This window comes from Psychrobacter sp. CAL346-MNA-CIBAN-0220, from assembly GCF_040309805.1.
Lineage (GTDB): Bacteria > Pseudomonadota > Gammaproteobacteria > Pseudomonadales > Moraxellaceae > Psychrobacter.
In genome coordinates, this window is the sequence record NZ_JBEOPF010000001.1 from 694,434 (window position 1) to 711,969 (window position 17,536).

At 43.7% G+C, this 17,536-nt stretch carries 12 protein-coding genes and 1 pseudogene; 9 read left to right on the forward strand and 4 right to left on the reverse strand.

Features of this window, described 5'->3' with window-relative positions:
• Positions 1–51 precede the first annotated feature (51 nt).
• The 4 genes and pseudogenes from alaS to AAEY88_RS02685 all read left to right on the forward strand — a co-directional run bounded on the left by alaS (position 52) and on the right by AAEY88_RS02685 (position 5,376).
• The gene (gene alaS / locus AAEY88_RS02670; RefSeq protein WP_350558664.1) at positions 52–2,724 is read left to right on the forward strand and encodes an alanine--tRNA ligase; all 2,673 of its coding nucleotides are present in this window, start codon (positions 52–54) and stop codon (positions 2,722–2,724) included.
• Between the two features lie 290 nt (positions 2,725–3,014).
• Positions 3,015–4,301 (forward strand): aspartate kinase, encoded by a 1,287-nt coding sequence (locus AAEY88_RS02675; RefSeq protein WP_350558667.1) that lies wholly within the window; start codon positions 3,015–3,017, stop codon positions 4,299–4,301.
• A 367-nt stretch (positions 4,302–4,668) separates the two neighbouring features.
• A pseudogene (csrA, locus tag AAEY88_RS02680) lies at positions 4,669–4,836 on the forward strand (carbon storage regulator CsrA); the annotation flags it as partial.
• Between the two features lie 165 nt (positions 4,837–5,001).
• On the forward strand, positions 5,002–5,376 hold the full coding sequence (locus tag AAEY88_RS02685) for a HopJ type III effector protein (protein ID WP_350558670.1): 375 nt from the start codon (positions 5,002–5,004) through the stop codon (positions 5,374–5,376).
• A gap of 117 nt (positions 5,377–5,493) precedes the next feature.
• On the opposite strand, the gene AAEY88_RS02690 is transcribed toward AAEY88_RS02685, so the two are convergent.
• Positions 5,494–5,805: a DUF1315 family protein gene (locus AAEY88_RS02690; protein ID WP_350558673.1), complete on the reverse strand. Its 312-nt coding sequence runs from the start codon at positions 5,803–5,805 to the stop codon at positions 5,494–5,496.
• An 83-nt stretch (positions 5,806–5,888) separates the two neighbouring features.
• Entirely contained in the window at positions 5,889–6,893 is a 1,005-nt protein-coding gene (locus AAEY88_RS02695) for an NAD(+) kinase (RefSeq protein WP_350558676.1), read from the reverse strand.
• A gap of 302 nt (positions 6,894–7,195) precedes the next feature.
• Between AAEY88_RS02695 and AAEY88_RS02700 the strand changes: the two genes are divergently transcribed.
• Entirely contained in the window at positions 7,196–7,918 is a 723-nt protein-coding gene (locus AAEY88_RS02700; protein ID WP_350558679.1) for a Bax inhibitor-1/YccA family protein, read from the forward strand.
• A gap of 140 nt (positions 7,919–8,058) precedes the next feature.
• Here AAEY88_RS02700 and AAEY88_RS02705 read toward each other — a convergent pair whose 3' ends face one another.
• Entirely contained in the window at positions 8,059–10,923 is a 2,865-nt protein-coding gene (locus tag AAEY88_RS02705) for a heavy metal translocating P-type ATPase (protein ID WP_350558682.1), read from the reverse strand.
• 409 nt (positions 10,924–11,332) lie between these two features.
• Between AAEY88_RS02705 and mrcB the strand changes: the two genes are divergently transcribed.
• The 3 genes from mrcB to prmA all read left to right on the forward strand — a co-directional run bounded on the left by mrcB (position 11,333) and on the right by prmA (position 15,875).
• Complete coding sequence (gene mrcB, locus AAEY88_RS02710) at positions 11,333–13,801, forward strand: penicillin-binding protein 1B (RefSeq protein WP_350558684.1); 2,469 nt, start codon at positions 11,333–11,335, stop codon at positions 13,799–13,801.
• Positions 13,802–13,929: 128 nt separating this feature from the next.
• The gene (locus AAEY88_RS02715) at positions 13,930–14,805 is read left to right on the forward strand and encodes a tetratricopeptide repeat protein (protein ID WP_350558687.1); all 876 of its coding nucleotides are present in this window, start codon (positions 13,930–13,932) and stop codon (positions 14,803–14,805) included.
• Between the two features lie 143 nt (positions 14,806–14,948).
• Positions 14,949–15,875 (forward strand): 50S ribosomal protein L11 methyltransferase, encoded by a 927-nt coding sequence (prmA, locus tag AAEY88_RS02720; protein ID WP_350558690.1) that lies wholly within the window; start codon positions 14,949–14,951, stop codon positions 15,873–15,875.
• Positions 15,876–16,942: 1,067 nt separating this feature from the next.
• Here prmA and AAEY88_RS02725 read toward each other — a convergent pair.
• A complete protein-coding gene (locus AAEY88_RS02725; RefSeq protein ID WP_350560425.1) occupies positions 16,943–17,200 on the reverse strand; it encodes a hypothetical protein in 258 nt (85 codons plus the stop codon).
• Between the two features lie 42 nt (positions 17,201–17,242).
• Here AAEY88_RS02725 and fis point away from each other — a divergent pair, with 42 nt between their 5' ends.
• A complete protein-coding gene (gene fis / locus AAEY88_RS02730) occupies positions 17,243–17,530 on the forward strand; it encodes a DNA-binding transcriptional regulator Fis (protein WP_350558693.1) in 288 nt (95 codons plus the stop codon).
• The last annotated feature ends 6 nt before the right edge of the window (positions 17,531–17,536 follow it).

Sequence of the window (17,536 nt, forward strand, 5' to 3'; positions counted from 1 at the left end):
GTTGTTCTCATTTAATCCGTTACTCATCCTATCCGTCAGTAAGGAGCCGCTGTGAGCCAGCCATTTCGCTCAGCCGATATTCGCCAAGCCTTTATCAATTATTTTATAAGCAAGCAGCACACCCCCGTTGCCTCATCGAGCCTTATTCCACATAATGACCCCACGCTATTATTTACCAATGCGGGCATGAACCAGTTTAAAGAGACCTTTTTAGGTATGGAGCCTCGTGACTATACGCGGGCAGTAACCTCACAAAAATGTGTGCGCGCGGGTGGCAAACATAACGATTTGGATAACGTCGGCTATACTGCACGCCATCATACCTTCTTTGAGATGTTGGGTAACTTCTCCTTTGGCGACTACTTTAAGCAAGCGGGCATTGGCTATATTTGGGAATTTTTGACCTCAAATGAATGGTTGGCGATTGATAAAGACCGCTTATATGTGACCATTTATGAAACCGATGATGAAGCGTTTGATATTTGGCACAAAGACATCGGCGTGCCAGCGGAACGTATTATTCGTATTGGCGATAATAAAGGCGCACCATACGCCTCAGATAACTTCTGGACCATGGGCGATACCGGGCCTTGTGGGCCTTGTACCGAAGTCTTTTATGACCACGGTGCCGATATCGAAGGTGGTCTACCCGGTACTCCAGAAGAAGATGGCGACCGCTTTATTGAGATTTGGAACTGCGTCTTTATGCAGTTTAATCGCCAAAAGGACGGTACGATGCTACCGCTACCTGCACCCAGTGTCGATACTGGGATGGGACTTGAGCGTATTAGTGCCATCATGCAAGGCGCCCATAGCAACTATCAAATTGACTTATTTATCCATTTGTTAGATGCTGCTGCGACAATTTTAGAGATTAATAATGAGCAACAAGCGTCATTAAAAGTCATTGCTGACCATATCCGTGCGGTATCGTTTTTAATTGCTGATGGCGTCATGCCCAGTAATGAAGGTCGTGGCTATGTGCTGCGCCGTATCATTCGTCGCGCGGTTCGTCATGGTAATAAGCTAGGCGCAGAAAGTGAGTTTTTCTATAAAATGGTCGCGCCTTTGGTTGCTGAAATGGGTGACGCTTATCCTGAATTGAATGCCAAACAAGCCGTCATTGAAAACGCCATTCAAAAAGAAGAAACTCAATTTGCCAAGACGCTTGCCCAAGGTTTGCGTTTACTTGCTACTGAACTTGAAGACTTGCAAGACGGCGACGTGCTCTCTGGTGAGGCGGCCTTTAAACTTTATGATACTTACGGCTTCCCGCTAGACTTAACTGCCGATATTACTCGTGAGCGTGGTATTAGCATCAACGAAGCCGAATTTGATGAGCACATGCAGGCGCAGCGTGAACGCGCTCGTGATGCTGGCAAATTCGACGTTGATTATAGCAGTGTCATCCAAGTGGAGACGCCAACGACCTTTATCGGCTATGAACAATTAAGCGACGATAATGTCAATATCGTTGCCCTATACCAAGAAGGTCAAGCAGTCGATAGCTTAAATGAAGGTATGGAAGGGGTGATTGTCCTCGACCGCACACCATTTTATGCCGAAGGCGGTGGACAAGTCGGTGAACTGGGTGAAATTCGCAGTGCATCTGGTGTCTTTGAAGTCCAAGATACTAAGAAATCGGGGCAAGCTATCATCCATTATGGCGTGGTCACTATGGGTGAGATTAGTGCCAAACAAACGGCTGATGCGCAAGTATTGTCTAGCATTCGTGCTGCCAGTGCCAAAAACCATTCTGCTACCCATCTGCTTCATGCCGCTTTACGCCAAGTATTGGGCGCGGAAGTGACCCAAAAAGGCTCATTGGTCTCTAGCGAAGTTTTGCGTTTTGACTTCTCTTATGATAAGCCTGTTACCAATGCCGAAATTACCAGCATTGAACGCTTAGTCAATGAACAAATTCAGGCTAATACACCCGCTTGTATCGAGAACATGTCTATCGATGACGCCATGAATAAAGGCGCAATGGCGTTATTCGGTGAAAAATATGGTACGGACGTTCGTGTCCTAACTATGGGCACAGACAATATTGTTGATGGCAAGCGTCAGCCCTTCTCTATCGAGCTGTGCGGTGGTTTACATGTACAGCGTACTGGTGATATTGGACTGTTAAAAATCACCAGCGAGTCAGGTATTGCTGCCGGTGTGCGCCGTGTTGAAGCAGTTACTGGCATGAACGCGATAAAATACATTCAACAAAGCGAACAGCAATTGAGCGAGCTTGCAGGACAACTTAAGGTTAAACGTCCTGAAGTCGCCCAGCGTGTGCGTACGATGGTAGACAAGCAACGCGATTTAGAGAAGCAACTTGAACGCCTACAACAAAAAATAGCCAGTGCCCAAGCGGCAAACTTGCTCGATGATGTACAGACTATTGCTGGTACGCCAGTATTAATCAGCACTTTATCAGGTATTGATGGCAAGTCGATTCGGACGTTAATGGATGATATCAAATCCAAACTGCCTGATAGCGTGATTATACTCATTGGCGATAAAGATGAGCAATTGGCCTTAGCAGCGAGTGTGGCTAAATCGGTCACCAACCGCCTTAAAGCTGGCGATATTATTCGTCATTTAGCAGAGGAACTTGGCGGTAAAGGCGGCGGTAAACCTGATTATGCCCAAGGCGGCGCACCAAAATCTGATAACAGCGCTACAGTCATCAGTGCCCTCCCGGCTTGGCTTACATCTCAACTTGGCTAAAGCTATTTTTTGCTCAAAATACTGGGCTACTGCGTCTATATGATGCGATTGGTTATAAAGGTTATAACCAATCGACATACATCTAACCACCACTGCGCCTTAAATTTGTGTCGCGAATGTGGTATAAAGTATAGCGGTCAGGTAATAAGTCAATAAACAACGACGCAATTTTTATAATTCGGCTTTATCGTAGTTAGCATTAATCCTGAGTGATATGGATAAGTAGACTCATGATAGATTAAAGCTGACCACACACAGATAGCCATTGATGAATAATAGGTAAAATTTTTATGGCGTTAATAGTACAAAAATACGGCGGCACGTCAATGGGCAGTATTGACCGCATCAAAAGCGTCGCCAAGCGAGTCAAACGTTGGCATGATAACGGTCATCAGATTGTGGTTGTGGTGTCTGCTATGAGCGGAGAAACCAACCGCCTCATCGACTTAGCCCGTCAAATCAGCAGCGAGCCTGACCCGCGTGAATATGACCAAATGGTCTCAACCGGTGAGCAGGTATCGATATCACTATTAGCAATGGCGATTAAAGAGCTTGGCGTTGGCGCACGTTCATTTACGGGCAGACAAGTGGCCATTAAGACCGATGGCGCACACAATAAAGCACGTATCGAAAGCATCGAAGATAAAAATATACGCGAGCAATTAGAGGCAGGCAATATCGTCATCGTAGCAGGGTTCCAAGGAATCGACGAGCACGGTAATGCCACCACTTTAGGTCGCGGTGGCTCTGACACTACTGGCGTGGCGATTGCTGCGGCATTGGGTGCCGATGAGTGCCAAATCTATACCGATGTTGACGGCGTCTATACTACCGATCCACGCGTCACCTCAAAAGCCAAAAAACTTGAAAAAATTACCTTTGAAGAAATGCTAGAGATGGCCAGCTTGGGCTCTAAAATTTTACAAATTCGCTCAGTAGAATTTGCAGGCAAATACGGCGTACCTTTACGGGTGCTATCTAGCTTTGATGAAGACACCGATGGCAGCTATGACGACGATTTTAAAAATAACGTCGGTACCCTAATTACGATAGACGAAGGAGACAACATGGAACAGGCAATCATCTCAGGTATCGCCTTTAATCGCGATGAGGCAAAAATTGTAGTACGCGCCGTGCCCGATCACCCTGGTATCGCCTCTGCAATCTTAAGTCCTATCGGTCGTGCGAATATCGAAATCGACATGATTGTCCAAAACTTATCAACCAATGGCACTACTGACTTTAGCTTTACCGTCAATCGCAATGACATGGAAAAAACCATGAAAGTGCTCAATGATGAAGTTAAAAACGAGATTGGTGCCAAAGAAGTCATCGGTAACAGTGATGTGGTGAAAGTATCACTAGTGGGTGTTGGCATGCGCTCACACGCTGGTGTTGCTAGCCTGATGTTCCAAACCCTTGCTGAAAACAATATCAATATCCAAATGATATCGACTAGCGAAATCAAAGTGTCGGTTCTTATCCAAGAACAATACTTAGAAAAAGCAGTCAGATCCCTGCACACTGCTTTTGGCCTGGATCGTGAGGATGGCGATAGTCAAGTTGCTGGTCAGTAAAATAATTAAAGAGCGCAGCTGTAGTCTTAACGACTATTTAAGCATTTAACCCACTCAGCTCAGTCATGTTTATATTAATAGGGTCTCTTGAAGCCCTCTTTTTTATCTTTATGACTGATACGGTCAGCATTTACATCGCAGTTTTGTTAAAAGCCGTGACAGTATCCGTTATGACACTTATAATGAATCTTTCATTTGGGCTAAATGAATCTACCTATCATCACCGTAATGCGCATGACTTTGGCATGTTGCCCAGCGATATATTTATTATTGATAAAATGCTTATTTAGCGCGGCGGTGATGTCCTGCAATTGAGATGTAATTTGATGAGTAATAACTTGTTAATGCGACATAAGGAGTGTGACGCATGTTAATTTTGACACGCCGTGTGGGCGAGACGTTAATGATTGGCGATGAGGTCAGTGTGACTGTCCTAGGCGTCAAGGGTAACCAAGTACGAATCGGTGTCAATGCGCCAAAGGATATTGCCGTGCACCGCGAAGAGATCTACCAGCGCATTCAACATGAGCGGTCTGTACAGTCGCAAATGCAGCATTTAGAGCAAGGCAATTTTGCGCCTTCCTTTGATGATGAAGATTATTTTAATCGTTAGGCTGCGATCCCTAAAAACCAATCATTAAGTATAGATTAGGCATAAAGTATTTCTTGCTTGTTTAATCTGCTTTGAGGTCATTTACTTATGAGTATTCGCCAATCAGATGTATCCGCCCTACTCAATGGTTTGAACAAAAGAGCCATTGGATTTAATGATGTCATCAGTTTTATCGATGACTTTTATCGTTATGCGCCTGCCCCGTTCGTCAATGGTGCGATGCATAATAGCGCTGGCGAGAATGAAGGCAGTGCTAAAGTTTTTGGTTTTGCCAAGCATCATGGTCTAAGTCAGCTGGACACGCTCAAACTATTTGGTGAGCATTATATACAAGTGCAAGAGACACCAAATGGTACTAACCATGCCAATATCCGTAATTTTTTACATTGGGGTTGGCAAGGATTTTTGATGGAGAAAAATCCTTTAACTGTGCGTCCAAGCGTTGATACTACAGCACTTTAGTATTGTATTGGCGTTATGAGTATGCATGTTGTAGATCTAAAAAAGCCACGCTATCAATCGATAGCGTGGCTTTTTCCTTTAAGCGCGATCAAACTTTAACAGTCGTTAAAATAAAAGCTACTTATCGCGGAATTTTACCGGTTGAATCGCACCTTTAGGATTAGGCATGTTGGGATAATGATGCTCGTGCTCAACGTCACATTCAGCGCCAACGATAGAGCCGTCATCCTTCACCGGTTTATGCATATACCCAGTACGCTCAGCGGGTGCTAAATGCTCGTGCTCCCAGACCATTACCGCTTGCATGCAAATCTCGCGCTGTTCAGCAGTTAACTTGCGACCATCAGGCCATTTGCTAAGCTCAATAGCCATACGGAACTTATCAACCACTTCAGGCGTCAAGGTTGCTAATATCGTCTGTTTGTCCATTATATTCTCCGTTACTTTTCTCTTTATTTTAAGTATCTTACCCGTATTTATTCCTGTATTTTTATCTTATAAAGACGGCAAGCTTACTCATCATCCATAATATCATCATCGGTATCAAGAATGAACTCTTCGGCATGTACATTCCAGTGCAGCTTAGTGCGGCAGGCTTCGTAAAAGTCAAATCCTGGTGGATGCAATAAAGTGAGTTTGTCAGGATGTTTACGAATATATAAACGCTGCTCTTGTTCTAATGGTACGCTTTGCCTGCCATCGGCACTAACCATAGGCTGGGTACGATTGTCCTCATGGATACGGATGCTAATTTCACTGTTACCACTGACCACAATCGGGCGACTTGATAAAGTATGTGGATGCATGGGCACTAGGCAAATGGCATCCATACTCGGGTGAATGATAGGGCCACCACCCGAAAGTGCATACGCGGTTGAACCTGTCGGCGTCGCTGCTATTAAACCATCACTATGCTGACGATAAACATCATGGCCATCAATTTTCATCTGAAAATCGATCATATGTACCGACCTACCAGCATGCAATACAATGTCATTTAACGCCATATCTTCATGGATAATTTTTTGACCATCACGTATCTCCATGGTCAATAAGAATCGATGATCTAACTGATAATCGCCCATCAATACCTGACGTAGTTTAAAAGCAACTTCATCAGGCTTAACATCGGCTAAGAATCCAAGGCGACCGCGATTAACGCCCAATACTGGTACCCGATAACGTGCCAGCGCTTCAGCGGCATGCAATATCGAGCCATCACCACCCACCACGATAACTAAGTCACAAATCTCACCAATCAAACTACGCTTGACGATTTTGACTCTTTCAATCTCTTTTAAAACTAAGCTTGGCAGATTGGCAGTTTGAACGTCCATAATTAGGGTTAGACCCATCTCATTTACGGTTTGCGCAACTTGGATGAGACTTTGGATCACACTACGTTTTCCTGCGCGCCCCATAAGGCCAATACGACGAAAAGCAGGGTTTTTGATGGCGTGAAACAGCTCTGATTCATGTAAATGCGGCAATCTTTCTGACTGCGCTGAGTTTTCCATAAAACGACTCGGTATGGCTTTAAAGTACGTGACAATGATAGCGATAAATGAGCCGTTAAACTAGCATGTTTTACCAATTATCGTTGTTAACTGTCGTAATCGACCCCACATATAGGACATCATGCGTATCTTGTAGGCGCATCAATCTTTTTATTCAATGCTAGCTGTTAATTACAGCATTTTCTCTATTTATTAAAGACGTTAAACCTTAAAGGCAGTCACGTAAACACCGTTGACAATAATAGCGATTTTGCTAGAGTAGCAGTTATCTAAATCATTATATTTTTATTAAGGACAACTATATGGCCAATCCTATTGTCAGTCGCGCAGAACTTGCGATCGGTGGTGAGCCGATGACCGTCAAAGGCGTGATACAAAAGACCAGTCTATTACTGGGCCTGTCTGCCATCACTGGTGTGGGTTTTTTCTTTTATGCTCTTATGGCAGGCTTGTCTCAAGGTTTTATCACCGCTGCTGCTTTTGGTAGTATGTTCGCCGCGTTTGGTTTAGCCATGTATATTACTTTTAAACCCCAAAAAGCCAAAACCTTGGCGATACCTTATGCTTTGTTAGAAGGTATTTTCTTAGGCGGTATCTCACTATTCTTTATGAGAATGTATCCAAGCGTGCCAGTTACGGCTATGTGTGCGACTTTTGTGACCGCAGCGGTGATGTTAGGTCTGTATCGTTCTGGCCTCGTCAAGGTCACTGAGAAGTTTCGCTCAATCGTCACCTCAGCTATTATTGCCATTATGTTGGTTTATGTCGCTCAATGGGTTCTTTCTTTGGCGTTTGGTTCAAGCTTACCTTTCTTATTTGAGGGTGGCACTATTGCTATTGGCTTTAGCTTATTTGTGATTGTTATTGCCTCTTTTACGCTGTTATTAGACTTTGATAACATTGACCGCGGCGTAGCGGCGGGTGTCTCTGAAGACTACGAGTGGTTATTCAGTATTGGTATCCTTGCGACCCTAGTATGGATGTACATTGAATTCATGCGTCTCCTTAGCTATTTACAAGACTAATTTAGAGGCAGTTTTAAAAAGCTGTTTATAATTGAAAATAAAAAACCGTCTGCGGCTATTATATTTAGCTACAGGCGGTTTTTTTATGGTTAAAAATGCGAGAGGTTATTCTAAGTAATTAATTATCGGTTAGCATTAGATTAAGCACGTTTTAAACGTAGCGCATTCAATACCACCAGTAATGAGCTGAGCGACATCCCAATAGCGGCAAGCCAAGGTGGCACATAGCCAAATATGGCGGGCAATAACACAATGCCGTTATAAGCCAGTGCCCAGTGGAAGTTTTGCTTGATAATACGTTCGGTTTTATTAGCAATACGCTTAGCTGCCGTAATGGCTTCTATTTGGCCGTTAAGAATAATACTATCGCTTGAGACCTGCGCTAAATCTGCCGCACCAGCAATGGAAGTCGAAACGTCAGCCGCTGCCAATACTGGTGCATCATTAATACCATCACCAACCATCAATACCACCGCGTTCTGTGCTTGTAACTGCTGAATATGATTGACCTTATCGGTTGGTGATAGACCATTATAGGCTGCCTTCATTCCTAGCGATTTAGCCATAATTAACGCTTGCGGACTGGGATCACCAGTCAACATGACAGCCTCAATGCCCAATGCTTTGAGGCTATCTAGCATTGATTGTGCCGTATCACGTACCTTGTCGTTGAAGTAAAAACATGCCAGCGCTTGCCAAATATCCGACTGTTCATCATTAATAGAACCGTCTAATTCCGAAACTTGACGGCAAGACAAGATCACCGCCGAGCTGGCACGGTGCGCGACTAAATCAACTTTCAAATTATTATTTATACTTTCATTACCAGCCGTTCTATCCAACGCAAAGTCAACATGCCCGATCCGATACAATATTCCATCAATTATAGCCTCGACGCCGCCTGCTGGATAATGCTTTAAATCTTGGGTTAGGGGTAGATGTAACTGATAGGCGGAAGTGAGCAATGCATGAGCAATCGGATGTCGGCTACCAACCTCAAGAGCGGCGGCTATGGATAACAGTCTGTCTTTTTGGCCAGTTGATTCGGTTGCCTGACTCGCAGTTGATTTTAGGGCAAGCGGTAGCAGCTCAATATTTAATAGATTGGGCTTGCCATAAGTAAGCGTACCGGTTTTATCAAAGGCAACATGAGTAATCTCAGCTAAAGTCTGCAAGGTGTGACCGCGAGTGGTTAAAAAGCCATAGCTGGCCAACCGATTGGTAGCGACCGTTAAGGCAATGGGGGTAGCTAAAGACAGGGCACAAGGGCAAGTAGCGACTAAAACTGCTACCGTTGCCCAGATAGCTTGACTCGGATCAACAATATACCAACCAATAAATACCAGAACCGACAATACTAAAATCCGCGCCACAAACCAGCGTGCCAGTTTATCCGCTTGCTGCGCCAGTTTGGGTTTTTCACTCATTGCACGGTTCATAAGCCGATCAATGAGTCCAATTTGACTGTCTTCTGGCAGAGCAGTGACGAGCATCTCAAAGGGCTGACTGTCATTTTGTGCGCCGCCGACAATATAGTCACCTTGGCTTTTTATAATCAAATCGCCCTCGCCCGTCAACAAGCTTTGGGAAACAGTCGCGGTTTGGCTAAGTAGAATACCATCACTGATGATTTCTGCTCCCGCTTCAATCATAATAATATCGCCAACTTGCAAACTTTGGGCGGTAACCATTTGCTTTTGTTCTACAGGCTGTTGTTGTTCGGAAGTCTGCTGCTTGCGTGCCCATTGCCAATCAAGCGCAATACGCAACGTGACCTTATGCAGGCTGGCATCCATACTTTTCATAAAGTCGGGCGCAGCACTTGGCGCAGTAGCAGTTAACGTGTCAATTTGAGAGCTTGAATCATTAGGAGGTGAGCTGTCGATGGCATCAAGAGGCTCATTAAACTTGGTAGTGCCACTATCCTGCGCTACCTGTTGTAAAATAAGCTCGGCAGCATCTTTGTCCTCAGCGATTTTTCGTACTAGAATGGGCTCAACGACGACCAAGTCATTAGCCATGGTAGCGGCCTTTAGCCGCGCATTGTGCTCAATATAACGCCCGGCTAGTAAAAAGAAAATAAACATACTGACCGAATCATAATAGGTCTGCCCATTACCCGTAACAGTGGCATAAAGACTCGCAAAGAAAGTGACGATCAGCGCGACACTGACGGGCACATCCATATTAACTTGGCGGGCACGAACCGCTGACCATGCTGAGGCAAAAAACGGAATACCCGCATAAAAGAACACCGGCACACTGACAAATAAAGACACCCAGCGCAGGAAGTCACGTTGCAATATCAACATACCACTATATTCACCAAAATATAGCGCTACGGCATACATCATCGCTTGCATGGCACCAAGAGCAGCGATACCAAGTCTTAACAGCATCTTATTATTGTGTTTTGCCAGCATTGCTTCGTGGGTATCTTGCCGATAAGGCTTAGCTTCATAACCAATTTCATTAATCACTGCTAAGATACGACTGATTGGCAGTTTGGTTTCATCCCAAACGATACGCATACGTTGATTGGTCAGATTAACCTGGCATTTACTGATGCCGTCAATCTCATATAGCCGCGACTCAATCAGCCAGGTACAAGCCGCGCAGCGTAGATTATTGACAGATAACTCAGCGACTGATAGACCGTCTTGAGCATAGACAAATTGCGATTTAATCTCATCGTGGTCATAAGCTTCAAGGCGAGTCAATTGCGTAGGCAAACTTGCCGTTCGGTTGATCTCTGAGCGGTCGAGATAATACTGATCAAGCCCAGCCTCAACGATACTTTGCGACGCCAGCTGACAGCCCATACAACACATCTCACGTGATGAGCCAAGTATAGTCGTATGAAATGGCGGTCGCGGCACCGGATCACCACAGTGGAAGCAATGCCCAATCGGTGGTAGCACCAATCCTTGGGTGATAGAGTTATCTTCATAATGAGACGTGGTAGACGATGCCATCGATGACATTGGTGATGGGGCACTGGACATAATCGCGCTTACTTCCTTTAAACAGACTGACTTGAAACAAATATATTTAGAATAGAAGGCTTTTAATTAAAACTGGCTTTAAATAAATTTACTTTTATTTTGAATATTTTTACTCTGAGCATCTTTTAAATATAGCCGCTATTATTTAAATTACAGTAGCTTATCCATACAAAAAATATCGTTATAATAGCGGTGAATTGCTATTTTATATGGCATCTACAATCCAAATTAAAAGCCATCTACTCTTTAGTGTTACTATGGCAGCTATATGATAATTAATGGCTGTGATTAGTATAAACCTTTGCAGCTCAATATTAATGAATGCCTGCGTTAATGATGATAGATTGAAAATTTTATCAATTTGCGTCATTATGAGGCAGTTTTTTTATGTCAAAACGGTGCGTTATCAGTGCAAAAAAACAATTCTACTCTACCACAGCCGCCTAAGTTTGCTGTAAACACCCTACCCTCGCAGCAGCGTGGTCTGGTATTTAGCAGTCTCTTATTAATTATTGTCATCGCTGGCATGGTGTTATTGGCGCTATATCTGGTCAAGCTTGATCGCACCATTACCCATAAGTTTGAGGGTAAGCGCTGGGATATTCCTGCAAAAGTGTACTCGCAGCCTCTTGAGCTCTATCAAGGCGCTAACGTTGATAACACAACCATTAAGACTTGGCTTGAGCTGCTTAATTATCGCAGCAATAAGGCTTATGAGCGTACCGGTAGTTATCATAAATCAGGTAATAACTATTTTATTCATACACGCGGCTTTACTTATAGCGCTAATGATGTTGATAAAGAACAAGTCATTAAAATGACGATTGCCGATAATAAGATTAAGGCGATTCAAAGTACCGAGCAAAATAAAACCGGTATTATCCGTCTTGAGCCAGTAAGTATCGGTGGTATTTATCCCGATAGTAATGAAGACCGCTTGGTAGTCTCTCTAGATGAGGTGCCTCAGCCGCTGATTGACGCCTTGATAGCGACTGAAGATCGCGGTTTTTATGAGCATAAAGGCGTATCTGTACGTGGTATCGCTCGTGCCGTGCTCAATAACTTCTCTGGCGGTTCGATGCAAGGCGGCTCGACTATTACTCAGCAGCTGATTAAAAACTTTTATCTTAACTCTGACCGCACCCTAAAGCGCAAAGCCAATGAAGCGTTGATGGCAGTGTTACTAGAGCTGCATTATAGCAAAGATGAAATACTACAAACCTATCTGAATGAGATTTACTTAGGCCAAAACGGTAATCGCTCTATCAATGGCTTTGGCTTGGCCTCACAATTTTATTTTAACCAGCCTCTTAAAGAGCTGCGTATCGATCAGCAAGCCATGCTAGTCGGTATGGCAAAAGGCCCAAGTGTTTATAATCCACGCCGCCATCCAGAAGCTGCTAAAACGCGCCGTGATACGGTGCTGAATAATATGCTAACTATTGGTACGCTAACGCAAAAAGACTATGACACTGCCCTTAAAAAACCGCTTGGTGTCGTTGAGAAGCCGGTTGAAGGGAAAAGTCAATTTCCTGATTTTTTAGACATCGTCAAGCGTGAGTTGAATGATGTTTACTATCCTGACGATCTTAAAAACGAAGGTTTGATTATTATCAGTACGCTAGACCCTATTACTCAGTTAGCGGCTGATAAAGCGGTTGATAATAAGCTGGGTGAATTGCGCCGTAGTAGTAGCAAAACTAAAAATTTACAAGGTGCGTTGGTCAGCGCTAATCCTGAAACTGGTGAGCTGGTCGCGGTGGTCGGTAGTGGTAGTGAGTTTACTGGCTTTAACCGTGCGGTCGATGCTAAGCGCCAAGTAGGTTCATTATTGAAGCCCATCATCTATATGACGGCACTAGAGAGTGGCCGCTATAACTTAGCAAGCTCAGTCGATGATTCACCGATTACAGTCAATTTAAAAGACGGTACCCAATGGAATCCTAGCAACTACGACAACCGTGACCATGGCTATGTGCCATTGACCACGGCGCTGGCCAATTCTTATAACCAAGCTACTGTGCGCTTAGGAATGGAATTTGGTGTCGATACTTTTGCCAAGCAACTACGACGCTTAGGTATTGAAGAAAAAATTCCTGCCTATCCTTCAGCGTTACTAGGTGCAGTTAATCTTAGTCCGATGGATATGCTCGGTGTCTATCAAGTGTTTGCCACTGGCGGCTTTCGTACCCCAATTCATAGTATTCGTACCGTCATCGATGACCGCGGACGTATTTTGCAGCGTACTGGCCTAAACACACAGCGTAGTATTCCACCTGAGACTAATTATTTAACCAACTATGCGTTGCAAGAAGTAGTCAAAAATGGGACAGCTAAGCGTCTTAAATCGCTTGGTAGTAACCTGAACCTCGCTGGCAAGACCGGTACGACTAATGACTTCCGTGACGCATGGTTTGCTGGCTATAGCGGCAACTATGTCAGCGTGGTTTGGGTTGGCCGTGATGATAATAAGCCAATTGGCCTTAGCGGCGGTACCGGTGCGTTGCCAGTATGGGTTGACTATATGAAGCGGCTAAAGCTTACCCCCGTATCGATGGCAGAACCCGAAGGTATAGAATGGCTATGGCTTGAGAACAACTCCGGTAAGCTATCAAATGAGCGCTGTGCTGATTCCCGTTATTTACCCGTTATGTCAGCGTATTTACCAGAAGAGGCTAGCAGCTGTGCGCTGGCGTTGTATCAACAAGATCGTGATCGTGAGCAAATACAGCGGGAAAATGGGCAAGGATCAATCAATCAACAACGCCGTAGCGAAGGGCTAGCTGATCAAAATAACGGTGACGAACAGGGTGACAATGATGGCGCCGCGCAAAGACGTGCAGATACTTGGTATGATCGAGCGCTAGAATGGTTCTAATAACTGTATAGTTTAAGACATTCATAGTTTAATAAAATTATATTTTAATAGCTTTATAGTTTATAGACAGCTACGAGTAATTGATAAGTTTGAACCATTATTGATAATGATATGGGCAGGGGTTTGACATGACGGTATCGATACAACAGCAAAACTTAATCATCGCAGCAGCGCGTGGTTCAATAAAATATAAGCCGCTACTGTTATTAAGTGCGGTGATTAGTGCGATAACATTAAGTGCCTGTCAGACCGCTCCGAATGCGGCATCTGGTCGTACAGGGTCAATAACCAGTACCAGTACGACTGCCGTTATTCAAGCACCTGCAACTATAGAGGATACATACGCCGATGACTATTCTATTGAGCCTAGCCAAACCATTACTTCACCACCTTATACCATTACTTCACCACCTTATACCATTCAATCAGCACCGCCCATTAATGACAATACTGCGTCGCGAAACCCTTTAACTCAGCAACCGTCTACTCAAACCCATACAACAACGCAACAGCTCCCCGATATATTAAGCAACAATAGTGCAACGACCGTGACGCCGCTGCCTGAAGTCGCGATTGACGAGGCAATTACTCGTGATGATTACATGATATCTCAGCCATCGCATAATGAGCTATTAGAGCGCGCTCGTCAAAATTCGCAGCAGCAAACTCGTCGTACATCGTCTGATAAAAGCAATCTACCAGCATTTCGTAATCTAATGCAAACCGGTACCAAGCAGTTAAAAACCGGTAAGCTGACCGAAGCTGAAAGCAGTTTCACCCGTGCTCAGCGGCTAGCACCTAGATCGTCAGCGGTATATTTTTATTTGTCTCAAGTCGCACTTAAAAAGAACCAGCCACGTAAGGCTGAAGCGATGGCACGTCGAGGACTCAGCGTCTCACAAGAAACCAGTCGCCGCCGTGCGTTATGGCAGCTTATATTACAGTCAGGACAGCTACAAAATAATCCTCGCGTCATACGTGAAGCGCAGCAGGCATTACGCTAACTACTAAACTGATATTCACTAAGCTAATAATTACTAGACTAATGATTACTAAATCTTTAAAGGCTCGACTCTAAACGCGTAAGATAGACGTTATTCATTACTGATACATACTCATTCTTTTATTTTGAACTAAGGTTTTCGTTATGGCATGGCAACAACTCCACCTACAATGTGAAAAAGCAAACGTCGATCTCGCCGAGTCGCTATTATTAGAAGCAGGGGCACTATCGATTGGGTTAGAAGATGCAGGCGATCAGCCGTTATTTGAGCCACTTCCTGGTGAATCTCCATTATGGGACGAGGTGGTGTTAACCGGACTTTTTGATGCCGCAACTGAGATCGGCAGCCGCCAAGCCGTTGAGCGCTTAGGTAATGAGATTGCTGCTCAAGCACATGCCAGCCGTATATGGCTAAGCGCTGTTGAGGATAAAGATTGGGAACGTGAGTGGATGAGTCACTACCATCCTATTGAATGTGCCAATAATTTATGGGTTGTGCCTGACTGGATAACGCCACCAAATCCTGATGCGACCAATATCATTATGGATCCAGGTTTGGCTTTTGGTACTGGCTATCATGCCACTACCCGTTTATGTCTCGACTGGCTATCTGAACAAGACTTAAACGATAAAGTAGTCATTGATTATGGGTGCGGCTCAGGAATATTAGGTGTCGCTGCGCTGTTATTAGGTGCGCGCCAAGTCTATGCCGTAGACATCGATCCACAAGCGGTACTGGCTACCAATCAAAATGCCACCCGCAATAGCGTTGAGAGTCAGTTGCAAGCATTTTTGCCAGAGGACTTCACCACCTTCTGTGCGCAACATAACATTGTACCCGTCGATGTTATCGTTGCTAATATTTTAGCCAAACCACTCATTGGTTTAGCGCCCTACTTTGCGACTTTAATTGCTCCTCAAGGTCGTATTGTATTGGCAGGATTGATTGAATCACAAACTGAGCAAGTTAGTGATGCCTACCAGCCCTACTTTGCACTCGATCCCAAACATGCATTTACTGCTCAAGAAGATCAACATTGGCAACGTTTGTCTGGAACCTTTACAGGCTAATAAAATTTGATTATCTCTATTACAGTAGGGAGCTGGTTATCGTTGATATATTTGGCGCAGCTCTCTCATTGTCTGTCGATTAATAGATAATTTATAGCATTTAGACATTTAGGGTACCAAGCAAATTTTGGCAAGTAGATATGCAGAATTATTGCCGTATCTTTTTATTTAACATTGTGACCCTATTCATCAACACCCAATACCCATGCTGCAAAACTCATTTTAGTTTACTGGACGCCCAGTTAAGTGCTTTAGTCGAAAAAGCATACTGTAGTCGCTGCTAACCAGTATTTTTAGCAGACGAGCATATTATAGTTCCCGCTGATAATCATTCAACGCCCTCCCATAAAACTCCTTTACCTAATAATACTAAAAACAATACTCAGAGCTCAATTGGTCAGCAAAATAAAGAGAGTTTTTTAGGCTCGGACATTTTAATTTATAATAAAATACCGGTTGATGATACGTAAAATACAAGTAAGACCTATGGCTCACTTAATGAGAAAAATATTTTGCTTTCACAGCTAGAATTCGAGCAAACTATTAATGCAAAAATAAATACGATGAACTGATCACTGCATTGAAAATAATCAGTCACCAATCGTTATTAAAAAAATCTGCTCACACTATAGATTTGCCCATTGAAATAGTAGCGAGCCCAGCTACAGCTTTTAGATCGAACACTACTTCTATTGCCAGAAACATCCAAGAAATCTTAAAAATTACTGCCAGCTCAGCATCCGCTTATGATATTCATGCTACTATCAGTAATAACAAGTGGCTTGAGAGATGTCTCGAATAGCAAAAAAATAATATAAAAATCGGGCTTTCTGCAGACAGTCTTAGTGATATACAAGTGCCATTATCCAATCAAAGAACGCCGCCGTCGCTACTATTCAACCTTAAAGTGAGTGCTTGTGTTATGAATACAGTGATTGAACTGTATATCACGATGTCGAATAAACAATTTATTAAGCGTGAAAACTAACTAATGGCTAAAAACTGTCAGCAAATAATAGTTACAATGCCCATCGAAAACAATTAGATGGGTTAAATTAATATTAATCCTATTTATTAACATAAGCTTCCATAAAAAATATCTCAATAGGCCATAGTGCCGAGATGAATGCCCTGTTTACCAGTTGTTTTATTATTTTGTTGTTTAATACATTAACGAATGGATACGCTATAGTTTTAATCACTGATAGCCTTATCCTTACTCTTAAGGACATCACCTTATGGCACACCACGCACAACGCTCTGCCAACCGTTTTGCCCAGAGCCCTGAACACTCCAATGACTACAGTTATCAAAAAGACAGTCATCCAGATCACAACCAGCACTCCTCCAGTAGCTTAGAGCATCCTATGGGCAGCAACTTAAGTGGCCGTTCTAGTAATCAGTCACATAGTCGCTCAGACAGTGAGGATGAACCTTTACGTGTCCATGTTGAGCGTGTGGTACGTCAATATTTTGCAGCGCTAGGTAATGAGATGCCAACGGATTTGTATGCATTAATTTTAAAGGAAGTAGAACGGCCACTACTAACAGTTGTCCTTGAGCAAACGCGTGGGAATCAGACTAAGTGCGCGCAAATATTGGGCCTCAATCGCGGAACCCTGCGCAAAAAGCTGAAGACCTACGATTTAATGTAACCAGCC